Source organism: Bacillus aerolatus, assembly GCF_009183655.1.
Lineage (GTDB): Bacteria > Bacillota > Bacilli > Bacillales > Domibacillaceae > Pseudobacillus > Pseudobacillus aerolatus.
The window spans coordinates 143,495-164,336 of record NZ_WEIO01000004.1; the positions used below are offsets into that span (position 1 = coordinate 143,495).

The following is a 20,842-nucleotide window of genomic DNA, read 5'->3' on the forward strand; positions in this document are numbered from 1 at the left end:
CTGGCCAGCGGGCGCTGTTTTATTATTTTTCCGTATAAAATCCTGCCGGAATCGGGCCGAAGAAGCGGCGGTGGTAAAGCATTGGGTCTTTTTCTTTATCAAGATGGATATTCGTCACATTGCCGATCAATATCGTGTGGTCACCCGCTTCCACCGCTTTAAAAGTCTCACATTCGAGTACGCCGAACGCCTCTTCAATAATTGGCAGGCCGCCTTCGGACATTTCCCATTTGCACGTACTGAAGCGGTCAACACCTTTACTTGCAAACGTTTTGCAAAGCTCCTGCTGTTCGCCTGCCAGGACGTGGACAGCGAATTTGCCGCCTTCCGTGAACGCTTTAATCGTCGACACTTTATGGTCAATCGACCAGAGCACCATGAGCGGATCAAGAGAAACAGACGCAAACGAATTCACCGTCAAACCAACCGGTGTTCCATCTTCCGCCACCCCGGTCACCACAGTTACGCCCGTCGGATAATTCCCCATCACTTCTTTAAACAAGTTTTGCTGTTCCGCTTTCTCCATTTTCCATCTCTCCCCCTTTTTACTGACTACTATTACTGTATCAAAGAATAGGGAAAAACAGAGCAAAAATACTTCGATTTATTTTAATATTTGATCTTTTCTGATCAGTAATATGCTACGATGAGGGAGGTGGACTATTGAACTATAAGGGGGATGGATGATGAGGAACTTAACGATTCGTGAACTGAAAGCAGGCTTTGAAAAGAAAGAGTTTTCGCCGGTGGAAGTGACACAGTCTTATTTAGACCGGATCAACCAAAATCGAGACTTGAACGCGTACATTACGATATGTACCGAGCAAGCGTTGAAGCAGGCGGAAATCTCCGAGAAAAAATTTTTAGCGAATGAATCGACGGGCATTCTTGAAGGCGTGCCAATTTCTTATAAAGACAACTTGTACACGAAAGGCATTCGAACGACGAGCGGATCGAAAATCGAAGAGAATTTTATCCCGGATACCGATGCCGGCGCCATCCGCACGCTTCAGCGGGAAGGCGCGGTAAATCTCGGAAAAGTGAATTTACACGAGTACGCATTCGGCATCACGTCGAACAACCCTTTTTACGGACCGGTCAGAAACCCGTGGAATAAAGAATATACGCCGGGTGGATCAAGCGGCGGATCCGGAGCAGCTGTTGCGGCTTCTCTTTGCGCCGCTTCGATCGGCACTGACACAGGCGGGTCGATCCGTATTCCGGCCGCTTCGTGCGGCGTTGTCGGCTTAAAACCTACATATAACTTAGTCGATGCGTCTGGTGTCAAAAACATTTCCTGGTCAATTGATCACGTCGGACCACTCACAAAAAATGTCGATGATTTAGCTGTCATGATGGAAGCGTTAACCGGCGTCTCTTATTCTGAGAACTTGCAGGAAGACATCCGCGGCTTACGGGTCGGCGTCCCGAGAAATTACTTTAACGAACAAATCGACAAGGAAGCGGCTGCTCTTTACAAACAGGCGCTCGACAACCTTGAAACACTCGGAGCGGTGCTTATCGACATCGATATTCCGTTCACAATGGACGACCTCTCTTTAGTGTCCGTCCTTGCTGTTTCCGAAGCCGGCTTCATCCACGAACATAGCATGAACACGGCGATCGATCAGTTCGGCCTAGATGTCCGCGCCGCTGTTGAGGCGAGCCGCACATTCTCCGCTCTTGATTATATTAAAGCGTTAAAAAGAAAAGCGGAACTCACTGAACAATTTGAGCAGCTGTTCCAGCAAATCGACGTCATTGCCACGCCAACGCTGCCGGACACCGCCCAGAAAATCGGCGTCGAAGAATTTGAAATCGATGGCAAAAGAGAAACAACATTCAACGCGATGATCCGCTACCCTGCCGTCTTCAACTTAACCGGCCAACCCGCTTTATCGATCCCGAGCGGATTTGCCTCAAACGGACTTCCGGTCGGATTGCAGCTGGCCGCGGCATCTTATAATGAAAAAACGCTCATCCGCACAGGGTTTGCGTATGAGCAGAGTTTTTTAAAAGAGTTTTATAAGAAAAGAAATAAAGCAGCTGAGCTTGTATAATCACTCTAAACAAAATAACGTGGATTTTTTTCCACGTTATTTTGTTATGTTATTTTCTTTTATATTATTACTAGCAAGCTCTGTTTTCTCGTGCAGTTATTCATCCTTCAAGGCCTTTTCAATCAGCTCATGGAAATAGACTGCCGCATTTTCAGTTGGAGAAAAGATACCATTTGCAAATGCCTTGGAGCCCAGGCCTTTCTGCAATTCTTCCACTAGTTGAAAATCTTCCAGGCGTACTTGATCGACAAATTTAAAATAGTCTTCTTTTTCTTTCGTTATTTTTTCATCGAGGGAATAATCGCGATAAATACATAACGACGTCTCTGCATCAACAGGTATAACTTGGATCGTATTCACATTGCCGTCTCCTGGATAAACGTTAACCATCATATTTGGCCAGATCCAATAAAAACGCGCAAGGTCACCTTCATCAGCATTTTTGCTTGCTGCCATATATTGATGAGTAAATTTGTCATGCGTAGTGGTACAGAAGTTAGATAAGTCATAAGACTTGGCAAAACCGGGATGGGCAATGGAACAATGATCACATTCAAGGTAGTTATCAATAACCGACTTCCAATTCGCCTTCACTTCGCGGCGGGTTTCTCTAACCAGCTTTACGGAATCAAAAAAGGAAAACTTTTTCATTTCACTTAAAAATTCTTGATATGCTTCTGAAAGCGAAGGAGCATCTTTGTCTAGATTAACAAAGATCATTGAATGCTGAACTTCTAATCGAATCGATTTCATACAGCTGTGTGCCCCCAGCTCATTCGTTTTAAAATTGGGTGCTCTATTTACATCGCCATCTAATTTAAATGTCCATCCGTGGTATCCACACTGCAGCACTTTTTTATTTCCTTGGTCGCGCTTTTCCACTTTCATTCCACGGTGCGGGCAAATATTGTAGAAAGCCCGAAGCTCACCATCCGTACCATGAGTGACGATAATAGGCTCCCCGGCAACATCAAGTGTCAAGAAGTCGCCCACTTTTTCAACTTGGCTGGCATGCCCCACGAATATCCAGTTTTTTTCGAAAATCTTTTTTCTTTCTTCATTAAATATCTCCGGATCTACATATCGTGAATAAGGTTGCGTTGGGCTAAACTGTATATTTTCTTTCGTAGTCATAATGAAAATCCCTCCTGATAATTACTTAATTTTAAAAAACCGCTTCGCTACAACTTTTAAATTCCCAGTTACATCCGGTCCATATAAACGGTCTTAACTTCTGTATAAAACTCAACAGCACTCTTCCCTTGTTCACGGCTGCCGGTGCTTGAGTTTTTGCAGCCGCCAAATGGCAGTTGCGGTTCTGTTCCTGCTGTTTCCGAATTGACATGAACAAGTCCTACTTCGATTTCTTCAATGAAACGCTGAGCCACTGACAAATTATTCGTACAAATGGCTGCGCTCAATCCGAACTCTGTATCATTCGCCATCTTCACGGCTTCCTCATAATTTTTCACTTTAAAAAGGGCAATAACTGGTCCAAAAATTTCTTCGCGCGCAATGCGGGCATCTTGTGGAACGTTTTCAAAGATCGTTGGCTGGACATAAAATCCGTTCGCCAGTTCCTCTTCTGCCGGAATCTCGCCTCCACATAAGAGCGTTGCTTCTGACTTCCCGACTTCGATCATTTCAAGCACTCCATCGCGCTGCGCTTTCGATACAGCTGGACCGATATATGTTTCTTCATTGAGTGGGTCGCCCACTTTCAATTCTTTCGTACGCTCGACAAGACGATCGCGAAACGCTTCGTAAATTCCTTCTTCGACAATCACCCGGCTAGTAGCTGTGCATTTTTGCCCCGTCGATTTAAAGGCTCCGCCGACAGCAATTTCCACCGCTCTTTCAAGATCAGCATCAGCGAGGACGACGAGCGGATTTTTTCCTCCCATTTCCATTTGCACTTTCTTCCCGTGTTCAACAGCTTGTTTTTGAATTTGCTGGCCTACTTGATTCGAACCGGTAAAAGATATCGCTTTTACATCCGGATGTTCCACTAATTCAGCTCCAATGACAGAACCTCTTCCGAATACGCAGTTGATAACACCAGCTGGAAGACCTGCCTCATCAAATGCTTTCATTACATGGTAGACCGATTTCGGTGTAAGATCGGCCGGTTTAATGACGACTGTATTTCCATAAATAAGAGCCGGCGCCAGTTTCCATACAGGTATAGCAATAGGAAAGTTCCATGGAGTAATCAATCCAACGGGACCGAGCGGCGTACGAGTTGTGTACAAAAATGTATTCGCATTCGCTGAAGGGATTACTTCTCCAAGCGGCTGCCGTGCCTCCGCTGCATAATACTCAAGAATGCTGGCGGCACGATTGGCTTCCCCCATCCCTTCCGCGAATGTTTTCCCCTCTTCTTTTATTAGATCTTGGCCTACTTCCTGCACATTCTGTTTTAAAATGTCGGCTGCTTTTTGCAAATACGCCGCACGCTGTTGAAACGAAAGGTTTTTCCAAGCTGGAAATGCTTCTTTTGCGGCTGCTACCGCATCATGTAAATCAGCTGCCGCACTAGATGGAAACTCCCCTAGATTTTCTCCGTTATGCGGACTAAGATTTTCCTTATATTCCCCTGTAGTTGGTTCTTTCCATTGTCCATTAATGTAATTTAAATAACGCATATTTTCTCCTCCAGTTATCTACATTTCTTTTTAAAACTTCATTTCAACAATTAGACGTCCGCCATTATTTGCTGGACGCGAGCTTTTTCTGTACTTTTTTCTTATCTTGGCCTACAGATAAAATCTCTGGATTGACCGCAACTTCGATCACAGCCGGAAGGCCGGAAGCTATCGCTCTTTGCAGCGCTGGCGCAAAATCACTATTTTTTTCAACTTTTTCACCATGTGCCCCAAACAAGCGGGCTAATTCGGCAAAGTCTGGATTAGACAAGTCTGTTCCAATGACCCGTTCTGGAAAATGCATTTCCTGATGCGTTCGAATGGTTCCATAAATATTGTTGTTCACGACAATGGATATGGTCGGAATTTTATAGCGCACGGCCGTTTCAATCTCTTGGAGTGTCATCATAAAGCCGCCATCTCCTGAAAAAGAAACGACATGTTTATGAGGCTGTGCCAGCTTTGCTCCAATCGCTGCAGGCAGTCCATACCCCATCGCCCCCGAAGTCGGTCCTACGTAAGTATTTTCCTGTTCAAAACGGTAATATCGGGACAGCCAGCCAAAGAAGTTACCGGCATCATTTGTAATAATCGTATCCTTCGGAAGCTCGGCAACAATATCATGCATCAATCCGTCCATGTCTACGAATTCTTCCGTATAGTCAGCCTTCGGTTCAGAAAACTCCATGTATTTAGCGTGCAATTCTCTTACTCTCTCATTGTCCGATACAACTGGTTGTGAACCAGTTGCTTGCAGCGCCTGCTCTAAGAAACCCTTGGCATCTGCTTCAATAGCGAGAGAAGGAGCATACACTTTCCCGAAAATGTCGGGACAAATATCTACATGGATCAGTTTTGTCTTTTCAGAAAGCAAGGTGTAATCTTGTGTTCCTACTTGAGAGAAGCGTGTCCCCAATGCGACGACTACATCTGCCTCCCGAATTGCCTCAAGCAAATATGAAGGTGTGCCAAAACCGAGCCATCCCGCATAGCAAGGATGCACGTTCGGAAACGCATCAAACCGGCGGAAAGCGGTGACGACAGGAAGATTCATTGTCTCGGCAAACTGCGTAAGCAGTGAGCTGGCTTTCGCATGAATGACACCGCCGCCGGCAATCAATACCGGACGCTCTGCATGTCGTATCGCTTCTACCGCCCGCTCTACTTCTTCATTATGCGGATAAGGGCGATTCAATTGATAAGAAGAATAATCAGCCATTACTGCTTCATCTTCTAACATGTCGTGCGGCAGAGACACTAAAACAGGACCTGGACGCCCCGAACGCGCCATATGAAATGCCCGGTGCAACAATTCTGGAATTCTTTCTACACGATCAATTTCTACCGTCCATTTACATAAATGACTGAAGAAGTCTGCCAAGTTTACTTCCTGAAACGCTTCCTTTCCTTTAAAAGGTCGTTCAACTTGGCCAATAAGTGCAACCATAGGAGTTGAATCCTGGGCAGCGGTATGAATTCCGATCCCTAGGTTTGTAGCCCCTACTCCGCGGGTTGCCATGCAAACGCCTACCTCACCGGATGCCTTGGCATACCCTTCCGCCATAAAAGAAGCTCCTCCTTCATGACGGGCTGAAATAAGTTCAATTTCGGGATGTTGATAAAGCGCATCCATGACACCTAGATAGCTTTCACCGGGTACACAAAAAGCTTTCTTTACTCCCTCTTTCACCATGACATCAACGACTGCTTTACCTCCACTAACTTTCATAAATAAGCCTCCTGTTTTCAAGAACATGTTTTTATCTCTAGTAAGCTATGTTTATCTTCATTTCGAATCCTTTTTTAAAACCTATTTAACGAGTTTGCCAAGCTCAGTAACTTCTCTATTCTCTTCTTCCACTTTGATTGCTGGTTTCCTTGTAGCTGCACTGACTCCTAACGTCACAGCAATGTTGATCAGCAATACAGCTAATCCTACGTCAAGATCTTTTATTACTTGTGGAAGAGATGGGAATAATGTAGCAATTGTCGTACCTGAAGTCGTCGAGTAGATGACGATCAAAATCCCAACAATCATTCCGGCAAAAGCTCCCTGGACGGTAACGGGATTCTTTTTCCATAGACTGAAAAATAGTGCCGGGAACAACTGTGCCATAAAACTATAAGCCATAAGATACAACGTAAAAATGGACTCCCCGCCATTAAACGTAAAATAAAGAGTCACCAAAGCAATGACAGGAACTAACATCCGGCTCACTCTTGCAAGCTGGTCATCTGTTGTATTTGGTTTCCATACCTTATATATATTTTTAGAAAGAATCGTAGCTGTTGCCGTCAACACCAATGAGCTAGGTATCAGGGCAGCCATCGCCCCTGATGCTCCAATCACTCCAACGAACCAAGGATCAAATGACATCTTCGCCATCTTAAATAAAGCTAAGTCCGCGTCAGGTCCTTGTAAGTTCGGAACTTGAAGAATCGCAGAAAAACCAATAAACAGTGAAAAAATAATAATTACTTGATAAATCGGCATAATCCCGGCATTCCAACGAAGCGATTTCGGACTTTTTGCAGAGAAAACTCCCGCCAGCATATGAGGAAACATGTAAAATGCCAGTGCTGTCATAACCGTAGCGGAAATAAACCATGAAATACTCAGTCCTTGTTCAGGGAATATTAAAAACCCTTGTTTCGCTGTATCAATCGCTTCAAACATCGGCTGCAAACCACCGTAATAATGAAGAGGGAAATAAATGCCCATAAAGACGACAACCGCCAAAATCATAATATCTTTAATAATGGCCGTCCACGCGACGCCATGCATACCCGAAGCTGTTACGTAAATCGTAATCGCAATGACCCCTACAACTATGGCCATGTTTGGAGAGATCGTGCCATAGGAAGTTTCCGATACAATAATCCCTAACCCTTTTAACTGCATAATCAAATAAGGAATAATCGAAATAACACTGATTACCGCCACAAGCACACCTAACGCCGGGCTATTGTACTTTTTGTCATAAAAATCAGATTGCGAGATAACATTATTTTTTTTAGCGTACTTCCAAATGGGCGGCAACAGCCAGTAAGCGATTACAAAGTAGAAACAATTAAAAGCGTATAGAGCAGGAGGAATACCGGATCTATAAGCGCCGCCGCTTGCTCCTAGGAAAGTATAGGTCGTAAACATTTCACCGGCTATCAAAAAGAAGATCAAAACGCCGCCGAAACCTCGTCCACCTACCGCCCATTGTTCCAAGCTCATATTTTTACCTTTGCGGGCTTGAAGCCCTAACCACATACAGAGACCTAGAAAGAAAAGGATAACAAGAAGGGCTGCGTTCATTATTCTTCCTCCTTGTTTGCAGGATCAAGTTTATTCGTAATTAACAAAAACATCGATGTAAGACAAACCCACATTATGGCCCAAAAAAGAACGAACGGCATGCCTAAAACGTAAGGTTCGACTCGATTGATAACGAAAAGCGAGCCTAATGCTGGAATTACACTTGTCACATAAATGATCTTCTTCATTCGTTCACCATCCTTATTCTTTATCAATAAATAGACCAACAATCGGGAGAAACACCTCTTCTGTTAGATTGTTCTAAATAAACAGATAATTATATCGACAGCCCTTTAACTAAAGGATCATTAACATTCCAACTCGGTTTTACGCCAGTAAAAACTTGATCCACTTGCATGGCTGCATGGACAGCCATGCGGATCGAACCTTCCTTCGTCAATGCCGCATTATGGGGGCTGACAATCACATTATCTAATTTAAAAAGAGGATTCCGTTTGTCAGGAGGTTCAACTTCAAATACGTCTATTCCCGCTCCGGCAATTTTGCCTGCTTGCAAAACTTCTACTAAATCATTTTCCTTTACCACGCCGCCTCTGGAAGCGTTAACAAAATAGGCCGAAGATTTCATCCAGGAAAACTCCCGGCTTCCTATTGTCCCTTTTGTTGCTTCCGTTAACGGCAGGTGAAGACTGATGACATCAGAATTTCTGAATAACCATTCTAAATCCGTCACTATTTCTAATTCCGGGTTCGAGCTGGCTGCCACATAAGGATCATAGCCAATAACTTTCATATCGAAGCCTTTAGAAGCCTTTTTTGCCAGTATGTTTCCAATTCTTCCAAGACCAATAATCCCTAATGTTTTGCCTTCCAAGTCCATGCCAAAAAGTTGATTGCGGATAGCAAAATTTCCGCTGCGCAGTTCTCTGTCAGCCTGGCTCAAGTTTTTGGATAAAGATAGAATGAACGCCATGACATGTTCGGCTACAACATTCGCATTTGCCTCTGGCGTATTCGTTACATAAATGCCTCGCTCTGTGGCCGCTTCGATATCAATATTATCCAAGCCCACCCCATACTTAGCAATCACTTTAAGATTTTCACCGGCTTGAATGACTTCTTTATTAATAACAGCCGTTGACCTCGTTAATACTGCATCACAATCCTTGACCTCTTTCATAAGAGTTTCTTGCGCCAAATCAGAACCCAATTTAATCTTATAGCCTTTCCCTAATAAATAATTTTTTCCCTCTTCTTCAATATCTTGAGGAATATACACTAAATAACTCACATAACCCCCTCTTTCATGTTAAACTGATGTCCAATCTTTTAAAGGTTGTTCAAAAAGTCCGGGAAAAATAGCTAAGGAAAAATCTATCCCAGCCTTTGTTTATATATTTGCAATATTTATGCCAAGATTCAAAAACATCAGTTTATTCAAGAAAAGAGCCCATTCGTTCTCCAATTTACCCTTCAATAAAGTTAACAATTCGTTTCATTACGAAACAAATTGTTTCATCATGTTTCATTTCGTTTCAATATTCAAACCTTTTAGCTTTCTCCATAAAGTTGTGCGGCTCATCCCTAACTCAAAGGCAGCTTCTCCTTTATTATAGTTAACCTTTTTTAGCGTCTGGAGAATTCTTTCACGCTCGGATAAATTCTCTCCAGATGACATCTCCCTTTCTGCCGCTTGATTCAGCAGTAGTTTCTCTTCACTCTTATTCGGAAAATACTTTTCGATATCATACACATCAATTATCTTATCTTTATAGAGAACGCTTAATCGCTCACAGAAGTTTTGTAATTGGCGAATATTCCCTTCCCAATTCTCCTCACTCATCTTTTTCTTGGCCGCATCCGTAATCATGATTTGTTTTTGATTCGAAAGACCTTTCTGGAGAAAAGCATTCGCTAATAACGGAATGTCTTCTCTACGTTCACGAAGAGGAGGCAATACGAGATCTAATACACTTAAGCGATAATACAAATCCTCCCGAAATTCACTGTTTTTGACCATATGCATTAAATTTTTGTTCGTTGCCGCCACAATTCTCACATCAACCGGGATCACTTTATCATCACCGATGCGCATAATTTCCCGTTCCTGCAGAACACGAAGCAGCCGGCTTTGCAGTTTAGGAGAAATTTCCCCAATTTCATCTAAAAAGATCGTCCCTCTATGGGCTAATTCAAAAAATCCTTGTTTACCGCCTTTCATCGCTCCTGTAAAAGCTCCTTCTGCATATCCGAACAGCTCGCTTTCCAATAAGTTTTCAGGAAGTGCCGCGCAATTAATCGCTACAAACGGATTATTTTTCCGATTGCTATGATTGTGTATGCTTTGAGCGAATATTTCCTTGCCTGTTCCCGTTTCTCCAATAATAAGAATGTTTGAATCTACTTCACTATAACGTTGAGCCGTTTCAATCGTCTTCTTAATTTCCTCACTCTGAAACAAAATGTCTTCAAACGTGTACTTAGCCACATGTCCACGCAAATGAATTTTCTTGCGGATCTTTCCTTCCATCTCCTGAATACCTGTGACATCTTGAAAGGCGACCATATCGCCTACTTTTTTGCCTTTCAAAAATATCCCCACTTTTTTCACTGACAATTGGATCGATTGGTAGGCAACAATATCTTCCTGGTATTCCCCATCACTGAGCAGCATATGACGAAATTTCCCTTGTTTTACTACATCGTATATAGAATTTCCGATTAAGCTTCCCTTGGAAATGGATAATATCTCCTGAGCCGCCGTATTAAATACAGATATTTTCCCTTTTAAATCTACGGCTATCACCCCTTCATAAGCGTAATTAAGAATCGTTTGATAACGTTTAGCTTTCTCCTGTTCCCTTCTGCTGACGAGGGCTACTCGCTTCGCCTCAATCAACGCCTGCCGAAAGGATTCCTTCCCGGTTTCAACGAGAATGGCCCCTAATCCTATCTCTTCCGCATATTTACACGTACTCAACCCACTTAGCACCACCTCACAGCCATCACTAGCAGCTAAATCTACTAAGCTGACTGAGGACTCAATATCATTCAAAATATAGGACTGAATAGGCAAATCAACAATGTCCGCGAGATTTTCCACCCCATAAATCATATTCAGCGCTCCAATAACGGCCACTTTTTTTCTGCCAAAATGTGCTTTACAATCATACAAACACCGAATGAGATCAATTCCTTGTACCGGTATATCAACGATAGGAATAAATTCATTGCTTTCTTTTAAAAGTTTCGTAACCAACCCCCTCGAGATGACCACATCAGCATCCAGTTTCAACTTTCCAATCTGATCAGCAGCCACCACCACTTCCTCTAATTCAAACTCCTCCAATTCATTGCCCCTATTTTCTATCGCTTCCAATCGGTTGAATTCTTCAAATCTTTCAAAGGCATCCATAATATATCCTTTGCGCGGAACAACGAGCTTAATTTTAATCAAAACAGCCACCTCCAACGACAGTAAAATCACTTTAGCTTTATCACATTATAAAATAATAATGTAACGATTCTCTATAAAGCATTTTATGAAAAAAGAGACCCATTGAATAACCCGCTGACTTAACAACAAAAAGAGCTTGTGCTGCCGGATAAACTCGGCCGGTACAAGCTCTTTTTTCTCTGCTCAATTACAGGAGCAGCCACTGCAAGTTAATTCACAAAACGTCCAGTGTTGCCTGCCTTGTCCCAATACTCATTGCGCAAATGCACTTTTTGGATTTTGCCTGATGCCGTTTTGGGCAGCTCTTCTACAAATGTAACTCCTGTTATCGCTTTAAAATGGGCAAGGCGGCTTCTTGAGAAATCGATTAAATCTTGTTCTGTTACATTCGAAAAAGACCGCTTGACGACAAATGCGTGAGGAGTCTCTCCCCATTTTTCATGTGGAACAGCGATAACAGCCGCTTCTAAAATGTCTTGATGCTCGTACAACACACCTTCGACTTCAATGGAAGATATATTTTCACCACCGCTAATAATGACATCTTTTTTCCGGTCAACGATATCGATATTGCCATGTTCGTCAACTGTGGCCATATCTCCTGTGTACAGCCAGCCGTTCCGAATCGCTTCCATTGTCGCCTGCTCATTTTTCCAGTATCCCTTCATTACACCGTGGCTTCTAACCGTCAATTCTCCTATCGATGTTCTGTCATGAGGCACCTCGTCCCCAAGTTCATTAACGACGCGCACTTCATTGCCTATCATCGCAAATCCCGCTTTTGCTTTCATGCGGTATTGTTCTTCCAAGGAAAGCGTATCGTGCTGGGGCCGAATGATAGAATACGTGCTGAGCGGGGACGATTCCGTCATTCCGTACACTTGGATGAACTCCCAGCCAAGTTCTTCTTCCACACGTGCCACAAAAGCTGGCGGCGGCGCAGACCCGGCAATGACCACACGCAAATTCCGCTGGATAATTGGCGCATTCTCTTCATTAAATTGAAGCAAGCTATTTAAAACGGTTGGAGCCATGTGCATCACCGTTACATTATGTACGGCACACGCTTCAAAAATGGCTTTTGCGTCTGTTTTCTTTAAACAAATGTGAGTGGCACCATTAGCTGTATAATAAAATGGAGACCCCCAGCCATTTACATGAAACATAGGCAGCACGTGCAAATACACATCCCGGTCTGACACGCGCAAGGCATGCATCGATGACATCGCATGCAAATAGTTATTGCGGTGCGTCAACATCACTCCTTTTGGATCTCCTGTTGTGCCGCTCGTATACAAAAGGCTGGCAAGATCTTCTTCACCAACGTCCTCCCGATTGAAAGCGGTTTCAGAAAAACGCGACAGCCACTCGTCATAACCGGCTTCCGGGCATTCTTCAGACTTGGCGTGCACGATCACTTTCTCCACTGTCGTTAGTCTGTCTTTGATTGGTTCAATTAATGGATAAAGTTCATCATCTACGAAAAGAAGCTTAGCTCCACTATGGTTTAAAATGAACAAATAATCCTCTGGTTTTAAGCGAATATTGAGCGGAACCATCACGGCACCGATTTGATACAATCCGTAAAACCCTTCCAGCATCTCAAGCGAATTCGGCGCAAGATAAGCAACCCTGTCCCCTTTTTGAACGCCTTCCTCTTTTAATCCATGAGACAAGCGCTGCACTCTGCCAAACAATTCTTTATAAGTAAGTGATTTCGTCTCTGTAATAACAGCCGTTTTCTCTCCATAATACGTAACAGCCCGATCAAGAAATTGCGTGACAACAAGCGGTACATTCATGTTTCCATCCCCCTAGTAATCTAGAATTTTTTATACTGAACTATCGTATGTATCACAATTCCTGGCCATTCATCTATTAATAATGATCGGTTAGACGTTTCCTCCTTTCATATTTATTTTAATATATTTTTCTGATAATTCAAATCTCTTTCTAATAAAGCGGCATTAAAAGTGAATAGATAGTTAATCAAATCTTAATAAAAGGCTATTTTCTAAAAGATTGTTGTTTTTGTAGTATATTCTTATGACAAAAAGTGTAATGGGAGCGGAAGGTGCGAGACTCCTGCGGGATTAGCGGGACAGGTGAGACCCCGCAGGAGCAAAGCGGCGAGGAGGCTCACCGCCCGCCCCGCGGAAAGCGAGTATCCTGGAGCGGAAATCAACCAACCCTCTTCTAATAGCAACAAAGTTTACGAAAACAGCCTAATAAAAAGATTTTTTATTATAAAATAATTTTTCCCGCTTCATTAATAGACCTAATAACGAAGAATAAATATAAGTGAATATAATCCCGATTACTACTGATTGCCAGCCAAATACAACAAAGCCGAAAACTAATACAAAAACGTTAATATATCGAATGGATTTTGCAATATTTACTTTATTGTTTCTTTTATGCATGACAAGTGCTATAACATCGATTCCAACTGTAGATGCATTTGTAGAAATACAACAATAATATCCGAAAGCAATAAAGATACATGCTAATAAAAGGTCCACACTTATATTTACCGTACAATCAAATGGAAGGCTATAAAACAAGGAAAAGAAACTAGCATAAAAAATGCTGCTGCAAATTGATTTTAAAAAGTTTTCTTTCCCTAAAAATAGTAAGCATACGATTAACAATAATGCCGTGATTCCATTGCTTAAATAAAGCAGCGGTATATGTAAAACTTTATTCAATATCATTGATAGACTTGTTACCCCACCATTAATAATATTGTTAGGTACCACCCACTTTGCATAAGCAAATCCCATGAAAACATTACCAATAAAAATGATAAATATATCTGCCTTTAATGAATTTTTCATGATTCACCGGATATTGCATCCATATCATCAACTCCTTATCTTAGATCTGCAACAATGTATTTTATCTATTACTAATTTGTTTACTATAGTAACAAATTTATTTAAACATTAAAAATATTCAACTTATTTGTTTTTGTTGATATACTTTTTATATGTAGTATACTAATTATATTAAAGTGAGGTGATCCTGATTAATATTTGTCCCTATTTAGAGCTTTCATTCCAAATACTAGGCAAGAAGTGGAACGGGTTAATTATTCATTACTTGTCCCTTTGCAAAGATAGCACGGCTCATTTTACTGAAATGAAACGGGATCTTCCGGATATTACTCCGCGAGCCCTTTCGCTGAAGTTATCTGAGCTTATCGAACACGGTTTAATTGAAAAGAATGTGACGGGTGGATCGCCTGTCATCATTTCCTACGAATTAACGGAAAAAGGGCGATCCCTCTCCATTGCTTTACAGCCCATTCAAAAATGGGCGCAGGAGCATATGGATTTAGAAGCCAAAAAACAAAGGAAAAGAGGAGATTTATATGAAGAATAACAACATGATTTGTGACTTGGAAACAGGCGTATGCGGGCCAGGCGGAGAAGAAGAAATGGAAATCATCCAGCTGGATCACTTAAAAAAATCGATCGAGCTTTATTATGTAACTGATCCGATCTGCTCTCACTGCTGGGCACTCGAGCCCGTTCTTCGCCGGTTTGAAATACAATACGGCCACTACTTCAACATCCATACCGTCATGGGCGGCTTGCTGAAAGGCTGGGAAGGATTTGCGGATGTCAAAAATGGCATTTCTGGCCCTGCCAGTGTGGCGCCTCACTGGCGTGAAGTCGGCGAGCATTCCCGCATGCCGATTGACGGATCATTGTGGTATGACAATCCTGTTCAATCATCGTATATCCCGTCCCGCGTATTTAAAGTGATTCAGCAGCAAGATGAACAGCTCGCTATCATCTTTTTACGCCGTGCGCGCGAAGCTGTGTTTGCTTTTAACCGCAATATCGGGGATGATCAAGTGCTGATTGATATCGTGAACAAGCTCGGGCTCAACGGAGCAAAAATAGTCGAAGAGGCAAGCCAGCCAAGCGCCCAGCAGCTGTTGGATCAAGACTTTGCCCTTGCCGGAAAACTCGGCGTCCGCGGATTCCCAACGATCATTATGGTCAATGAAGAAAACAAAGGCGCCAAAATCGTCGGCGCGCGTTCACTGGAACATTATGTGAATGGACTAAAACAAGTTCTTCCTAACGTAGAACTACAGCCAAAGCCGCAGCCTGGACTGTCCCAGCTCCTTGAAAAAGAAAAGCTATTGTTTTCTAAAGAAATAGAAGTTATGTATGATATTGAGCAAGAGAAAGCGACTTCTTTTATTCAACAACAGCTTTCCGCTGATGAATGCGAATTAAAAGACATTCTTGGGGAAACTTATATCGAAAAACAATCCAAATAAAGGAGACTGAAACATGGCCTATTTACTGCAAGTCGACTTCAACCATCAAGGACCATTCGGCGCTGAAATGACAGGTGCATTTATGGAGTTAGCGCAAAGCATCAATGAAGAAAAAGGATTCATCTGGAAGATTTGGACAGAGAATAGAGAAACAAAAGAAGCGGGCGGCATCTATCTTTTTGAAACGAAAGAAGACGCCGAAAACTATTTAACGAAACACACAAAACGATTAAATGGATTCGGAATCGCGGAAGTCCATGGAAAGATATTTGAAGTGAACGATCAACTGAGCAGCATCAATCATGGTCCTGTAAAATAAGAGATGAATCACTCCAGTTACCATCGGCATCGGGCGGCGTGCATATTCCAATGTTTCTCGTGCAGAAATCGGGCATGAGCGCGCAGAAATTCGTGTAACTCGTGCACAACGCCCGAGGATCGGTGCATAAGTCTGTTTGCTGTGCATATCTCAGTGATTCCTGTGCAGAAATCTATCATAGCCGCGCATAAACGCCAATTACTAGTGCACAATCTGGCACCGCTTCATTGAATGAGGCAGTCCCAAAAATCAGCTATTCACTGAATTTGGAACTGCCATATTTCGGTGTGCTGTTCACCCTCACTACCGAAAACCCCTCCCTTTCATTTAGAAATCGTGATATCCTAAAAAGAGACAATAAACGTGAGAACGGTGAAAACAATGGTCTACTTCTCTATATTTGCCGTCATCAGTTTTTGCATGATGGCCATCATTTTTCTAAAAAAAATTTATATTAAAACATCCACGATGGCGATCGTCATGTCGATTGGCATCATCATCCACGGAGTTCTTTATCATCTGTACACGTCCGATCATGTGTCGTTAAAAGTGTTCAGCTTATTGAACATCGCCTTGTGGCTGGCGTTTGTCTTTTCCATTACCCTAGCGGCCGTTCATAAGCAGTTCACCGCGCTGCACATGACCAATCCCGTCAACCGGTTTGGGATCGGCACGTGGATCGCCGGCACGTCCATTTGCGCTATTCTTATTTTTGAACAATTTACCCACTGGCGCATGGCCGCCGTCGTACTTTCATCTATCAATGTCGGGCTCTGGTTCATCTATATCGGGCTGTCCCTTCGCTCATTTTATGAACTGCGCCACAAACACGTACACGGTATTTTGCTGCTGACAACCGTCAGCACCCAGTCCATCGTCCTACTGCTGAATGTCGTCCATAAAACTGTACCGATCATGCTCGACCGGGCACTTATCGGGATCGGACTTAGCCTATACTTGATCGGTGCGTTCTTTATTATGAAACACCGCTTCACCGCCGATTGGACAATCGAAGACCACTGGGCCAACACAAACTGCATTTTGCACGGCGCCTTATCTATTACCGGATTCGCCTGCATCATGTCAGAAGCCGTCAGCAGGCAATTGACTCTCTCACTCTGGCTCGTCGTCGTCGGCGTGTTCATACTCGTCGAAGCCATCGAAATGAAGCGCCTCGTCAAACGGCTGAAACGCTACGGATTCAAACAAGGCCTCTGGACATACGACGTCACCCAATGGAGCAGAATCTTTACGTTCGCCATGTTTTATACGTTTACTTCACTTGTTGAACCGGATGCCGCCTTCCTCATACTTATAAGGGAAACTATTTTGGCATCAGGTGTGCCGGTGATCTTTTTGCTTCTGGCTATAGAAATTTTGCTTTACAGTCCTTTTGCTTTGCAGACTGTGAAGAAGCCGATCAAAGATCGAGCGGCTTAAAGAAAATATGAAAAAAGCTGAACTGTTTATGCCTAAACAGTTCCTTTCTTGTGAAGAAACATAAGGAATAGCAGACTAAGTTGCACTAAAAAATGGTTGGCTATTTCTATTGATATATCAGTGGTTTCACAATAAATAAGTCCAAAATAACACAGTAAACAGAATACAAATTAGCAGTATGACAATAGCTATTATATTTAGGTTAGATAGGTGAGATAGCTGATAAAAAAAGGACTACACATTTTAGATATGTCTAATATGTGTGGTCCTTTTTTTAATTTCTTCTTCAACTAACGCCCCCATTTAGTTCCACAAATATTTCCCCCAAAAATACTGTTTTCGTAAAACAATTTGGCTTATTTTTCACCTCCACGAGACCATATCACCACTGGAATTAGTAATAAGGATAAAATCGCTCCAGTAAATGATAATGTTAGATAACTTGAACCTGCCACAATCATTCCAGACAATGCTCCGCCAACAGCCCCTGACAACGCAATCAAAACATCCACTGTACCTTGAGTTTTAGCCCGTGTGGAAATTTCAGTTGAATCAACAATAAGTGCAGTCCCACTTATCAAACCAAAATTCCATCCTAATCCAAGTAAAGAAAGAGCAATTACTAGGAGAACCATAGAATCTCCAGGTGCAAATGCTGCTATCAAACCTGCCAGAAGCAATGTAGTTCCGGAAGCAATAGCCATCGCAGTACGCCCCAACTTATCAACAAGGATACCTGTAACCAGTGAAGGGAGATACATGGCACCTATATGAAAACCAATAACAAGACCTACTGCACCCAAGCCATGTCCATGATGTCTCATATGAACTGGTGTCATTGTCATAATAGCTACCATTACAATTTGAGTAAGAACCATAATTGTTGCACCAATGATTATGCCTCTTTTGTTTTCTGTATGTTCAGTTGTTGCCAAATGTCCATTATCACTAGGTTCTTGGTTGGTTGCTTCTATCATTCTAGCTATAACGAATGGATCCGGACGAAGCATTATGAAAAGGACAACACCTGCTAAGATATATGCTGCTGCTGCTAAAATGAAAGGACCAGCAAGTGATGGAACACCAATAGAAAGAGCGAAATTCCCCATCACATTCACTAAATTCGGACCTGCAACTGCACCAAATGTTGTAAAAACCATAGTAATACTAATAGCAGTTGCTCGTTGTTTACTATTCGCTAAGTCCGTACCAGCATAACGAGCTTGTAAATTTGTTGCTGTCCCTGAACCATAAACAAGTAGGGAAGTAAATAACAGGAAAACACTATTTATTATTGCTGCAATTATGACTCCTATTGCTCCAAGTCCACCGATCATAAAACCCGCTGTCAGACCTATACGACGTCCATAGCGTTGAGAAAGTCTCCCCACAAATAAAGCTGCTCCTGCTGACCCTAAAGTAAATAAAGCTGAAGGAAGTCCAGCAAACACATCAGTACCAAGCATTTGCTGTGCAAGCAGTGCCCCCACAGTAACTCCTGCTGCTAATCCTGCTCCGCCAAAAATTTGTGAAACACTTATGACGAATAACGTACGCTTGTATAACGCTTTTTGTTTTTCTGAAGAACGAATGTAGCTTTGTAACGAAGCTGTTTGGGCGTCTAACGCTTCTACACTATCTTTATGTAACATAATCTAACCTACCTTTCTAGAAACCTAATTCTATTTCTTATTAAACTTCCAACAAGATTTGAATCATCATAACACGCACAAAAAAACCATACAATATTATAATTGTATGGCGAACAATATTAGGTAAAATCATTTAGCAAACGTTTAAGGATAATCAATCCTTGCTCAAGCTCTTCAAGCGTATTTGGTGCACAGACAGAAACCCTTACTGCCCTTTCTGGACAACTTTTTCCAACTACAAAGCGTTCAGCCGCATACACTTGTACTCCCTCTTGTGCAGCTAACGTTTCAAATTCAGCACCTGTAATCTTGCCTGGTAATAGCAGCCAACGAAAGATGCCTGTTTCAACACCTAGACACGTATAGTCACCCAAATATCGATTTACGACTTGGTTTCTGCAAATGGTTTGTTCCTGATGACTCTCAATTAAGAATTCAAATTGATTCGATACAATCGTACGTGCTGTCAGTTCTGCTAATAACGGGGACACTGTTATATTTAAGTTATAAAGTGCCTTTGAAATTAGCTCCTTGAATTGACTCGGCACTGCTACATAGGCTAGTCGTAAGCCTGGTGCTAATGATTTAGATAAACTTGCAATATAGATAACCTGTTCTGGCGCAAATGATGCGACTGCTGGCAGTGGTTTTTTGTTGAGTAGATGGTACGAGCCATCTTCAATAATGAACTGATTATACTTTTTGGCAATTGCTGCAATCATTTTTCGATTCTCGACCGACATAAAGGAAGCAGTCGGATTATGATAATCTGGAATCAAGTAAATGCCTTTAATATTTTCATTTTTACACGCATATTCAAAAGACGTTGGACTCATTTCATAGTTCTCTGATTTTATCGGTACTATTTGCACATTAAGCATCGCTGCAACAGTTTTTAAGCCAGGGTACGTATGCTGGTCAACACCAATGCGTTCTCCAGGCTTACAAAGACTTGCTAGTGTAGCAGCAATCGCATTTTGACCCCCATTTGCAAATAAAATGTGATCAACGGTTGTTTCAAACCCACCTCTTCGGATTAGCTTTATAGCTGCATCCTTTTGCCAAAGGCTTTCTCCTGCCCGGCCATAACCAAACCACTTTTCATAATCTGTCTCTTGCAGCATACTTTTTAGTTGGAGTAACAGTGGCTCGTAAGAAGCATTATCTGGAAGTGTTGCTCCCATTTCAATTAAGTGCTTCGGCTTTGTATCTTCAAGTAAATACACATTCGATAACGCATCATACGATACAAATGTCCCACTTCCAACTGATGCACTTAACAAGCCCTTTAACTCACACACTTTAAAAGCTTTTGAAATGGTACTCAGATTTAAATCCAAATAATCAGCCAGTTCTCTTTGTGGAGGAAGTTTTGTTCCAGGCAGCAAAACTCCGTTTAGTATATCCTGTTCCAATTGCCTTGCGAGTGCTTGATAAATAGGCTTTTCAGCTTTATCAATCGATGGCTTCCAGCTCATCGGATAGTTATCAAAAGAATTAATTGGCATGATACGCATCCTTTTTCACACAATTATATGATTGTGCCGTTTATAAAACAATTATAATTTTCTTTAATATTATGCCTTTTAGTGAATATTCGAGCAACGATTCTTTTTACTTAATTTTTTCGAAAGTAGCAAAAGCTGAATAAGGCTGACTCCTTAATTATAACGCTTGGACTCTTTATTACACTAATCTGCCCGT

17 protein-coding genes are annotated in these 20,842 nt (G+C 42.2%); 5 read left to right on the plus strand and 12 right to left on the minus strand.

Annotation, left to right across the window (positions count from 1 at the left end; translation table 11 throughout):
- Positions 1–22: 22 nt before the first annotated feature.
- Entirely contained in the window at positions 23–526 is a 504-nt protein-coding gene (locus F9802_RS08575) for a flavin reductase family protein (RefSeq protein ID WP_152150944.1), read from the minus strand.
- A gap of 157 nt (positions 527–683) precedes the next feature.
- Here F9802_RS08575 and F9802_RS08580 point away from each other — a divergent pair, with 157 nt between their 5' ends.
- The gene (locus tag F9802_RS08580) at positions 684–2,060 is read left to right on the plus strand and encodes an amidase (protein WP_225435250.1); all 1,377 of its coding nucleotides are present in this window, start codon (positions 684–686) and stop codon (positions 2,058–2,060) included.
- A gap of 96 nt (positions 2,061–2,156) precedes the next feature.
- On the opposite strand, the gene F9802_RS08585 is transcribed toward F9802_RS08580, so the two are convergent.
- From F9802_RS08585 to F9802_RS08625, 9 genes are all read right to left on the minus strand, one after another.
- Positions 2,157–3,194 (minus strand): aromatic ring-hydroxylating oxygenase subunit alpha, encoded by a 1,038-nt coding sequence (locus F9802_RS08585; protein WP_152150946.1) that lies wholly within the window; start codon positions 3,192–3,194, stop codon positions 2,157–2,159.
- A 68-nt stretch (positions 3,195–3,262) separates the two neighbouring features.
- Positions 3,263–4,705 (minus strand): aldehyde dehydrogenase family protein, encoded by a 1,443-nt coding sequence (locus tag F9802_RS08590; RefSeq protein ID WP_152150948.1) that lies wholly within the window; start codon positions 4,703–4,705, stop codon positions 3,263–3,265.
- Between the two features lie 64 nt (positions 4,706–4,769).
- Positions 4,770–6,434 (minus strand): thiamine pyrophosphate-dependent enzyme, encoded by a 1,665-nt coding sequence (locus tag F9802_RS08595; protein WP_152150950.1) that lies wholly within the window; start codon positions 6,432–6,434, stop codon positions 4,770–4,772.
- 81 nt (positions 6,435–6,515) lie between these two features.
- Positions 6,516–8,012: a sodium:solute symporter family protein gene (locus tag F9802_RS08600; RefSeq protein WP_152150952.1), complete on the minus strand. Its 1,497-nt coding sequence runs from the start codon at positions 8,010–8,012 to the stop codon at positions 6,516–6,518.
- Complete coding sequence (locus tag F9802_RS08605; protein WP_152150954.1) at positions 8,012–8,200, minus strand: DUF3311 domain-containing protein; 189 nt, start codon at positions 8,198–8,200, stop codon at positions 8,012–8,014. Before F9802_RS08605 ends, F9802_RS08600 begins: the two co-directional genes overlap by 1 nt.
- Positions 8,201–8,289: 89 nt before the next feature.
- A complete protein-coding gene (locus F9802_RS08610) occupies positions 8,290–9,264 on the minus strand; it encodes a hydroxyacid dehydrogenase (RefSeq protein WP_152150956.1) in 975 nt (324 codons plus the stop codon).
- Positions 9,265–9,498: 234 nt separating this feature from the next.
- Complete coding sequence (locus tag F9802_RS08615; RefSeq protein ID WP_152150958.1) at positions 9,499–11,430, minus strand: sigma 54-interacting transcriptional regulator; 1,932 nt, start codon at positions 11,428–11,430, stop codon at positions 9,499–9,501.
- Positions 11,431–11,639: 209 nt separating this feature from the next.
- Complete coding sequence (locus F9802_RS08620; protein WP_152150960.1) at positions 11,640–13,232, minus strand: long-chain-fatty-acid--CoA ligase; 1,593 nt, start codon at positions 13,230–13,232, stop codon at positions 11,640–11,642.
- Between the two features lie 423 nt (positions 13,233–13,655).
- Entirely contained in the window at positions 13,656–14,267 is a 612-nt protein-coding gene (locus F9802_RS08625; RefSeq protein WP_152150962.1) for a YitT family protein, read from the minus strand.
- A gap of 190 nt (positions 14,268–14,457) precedes the next feature.
- Here F9802_RS08625 and F9802_RS08630 point away from each other — a divergent pair, with 190 nt between their 5' ends.
- The 4 genes from F9802_RS08630 to F9802_RS08645 all read left to right on the plus strand — a co-directional run bounded on the left by F9802_RS08630 (position 14,458) and on the right by F9802_RS08645 (position 17,486).
- The gene (locus F9802_RS08630) at positions 14,458–14,814 is read left to right on the plus strand and encodes a winged helix-turn-helix transcriptional regulator (RefSeq protein WP_152151366.1); all 357 of its coding nucleotides are present in this window, start codon (positions 14,458–14,460) and stop codon (positions 14,812–14,814) included.
- The gene (locus F9802_RS08635) at positions 14,804–15,727 is read left to right on the plus strand and encodes a DsbA family oxidoreductase (RefSeq protein WP_152150964.1); all 924 of its coding nucleotides are present in this window, start codon (positions 14,804–14,806) and stop codon (positions 15,725–15,727) included. The genes F9802_RS08630 and F9802_RS08635 overlap by 11 nt, the downstream gene beginning before the upstream one ends.
- 13 nt (positions 15,728–15,740) lie before the next feature.
- Complete coding sequence (locus F9802_RS08640) at positions 15,741–16,046, plus strand: monooxygenase (protein ID WP_152150966.1); 306 nt, start codon at positions 15,741–15,743, stop codon at positions 16,044–16,046.
- 363 nt (positions 16,047–16,409) lie between these two features.
- Positions 16,410–17,486, plus strand: a complete 1,077-nt coding sequence (locus F9802_RS08645; protein ID WP_152150967.1) for a TDT family transporter — start codon at positions 16,410–16,412, stop codon at positions 17,484–17,486.
- A gap of 356 nt (positions 17,487–17,842) precedes the next feature.
- Here the strand turns inward: F9802_RS08645 and F9802_RS08650 are convergent, their stop codons facing one another.
- A complete protein-coding gene (locus F9802_RS08650) occupies positions 17,843–19,141 on the minus strand; it encodes an MFS transporter (RefSeq protein WP_152150969.1) in 1,299 nt (432 codons plus the stop codon).
- 116 nt (positions 19,142–19,257) lie between these two features.
- A complete protein-coding gene (locus F9802_RS08655; RefSeq protein WP_152150971.1) occupies positions 19,258–20,646 on the minus strand; it encodes an aminotransferase-like domain-containing protein in 1,389 nt (462 codons plus the stop codon).
- Positions 20,647–20,842: the final 196 nt, after the last annotated feature.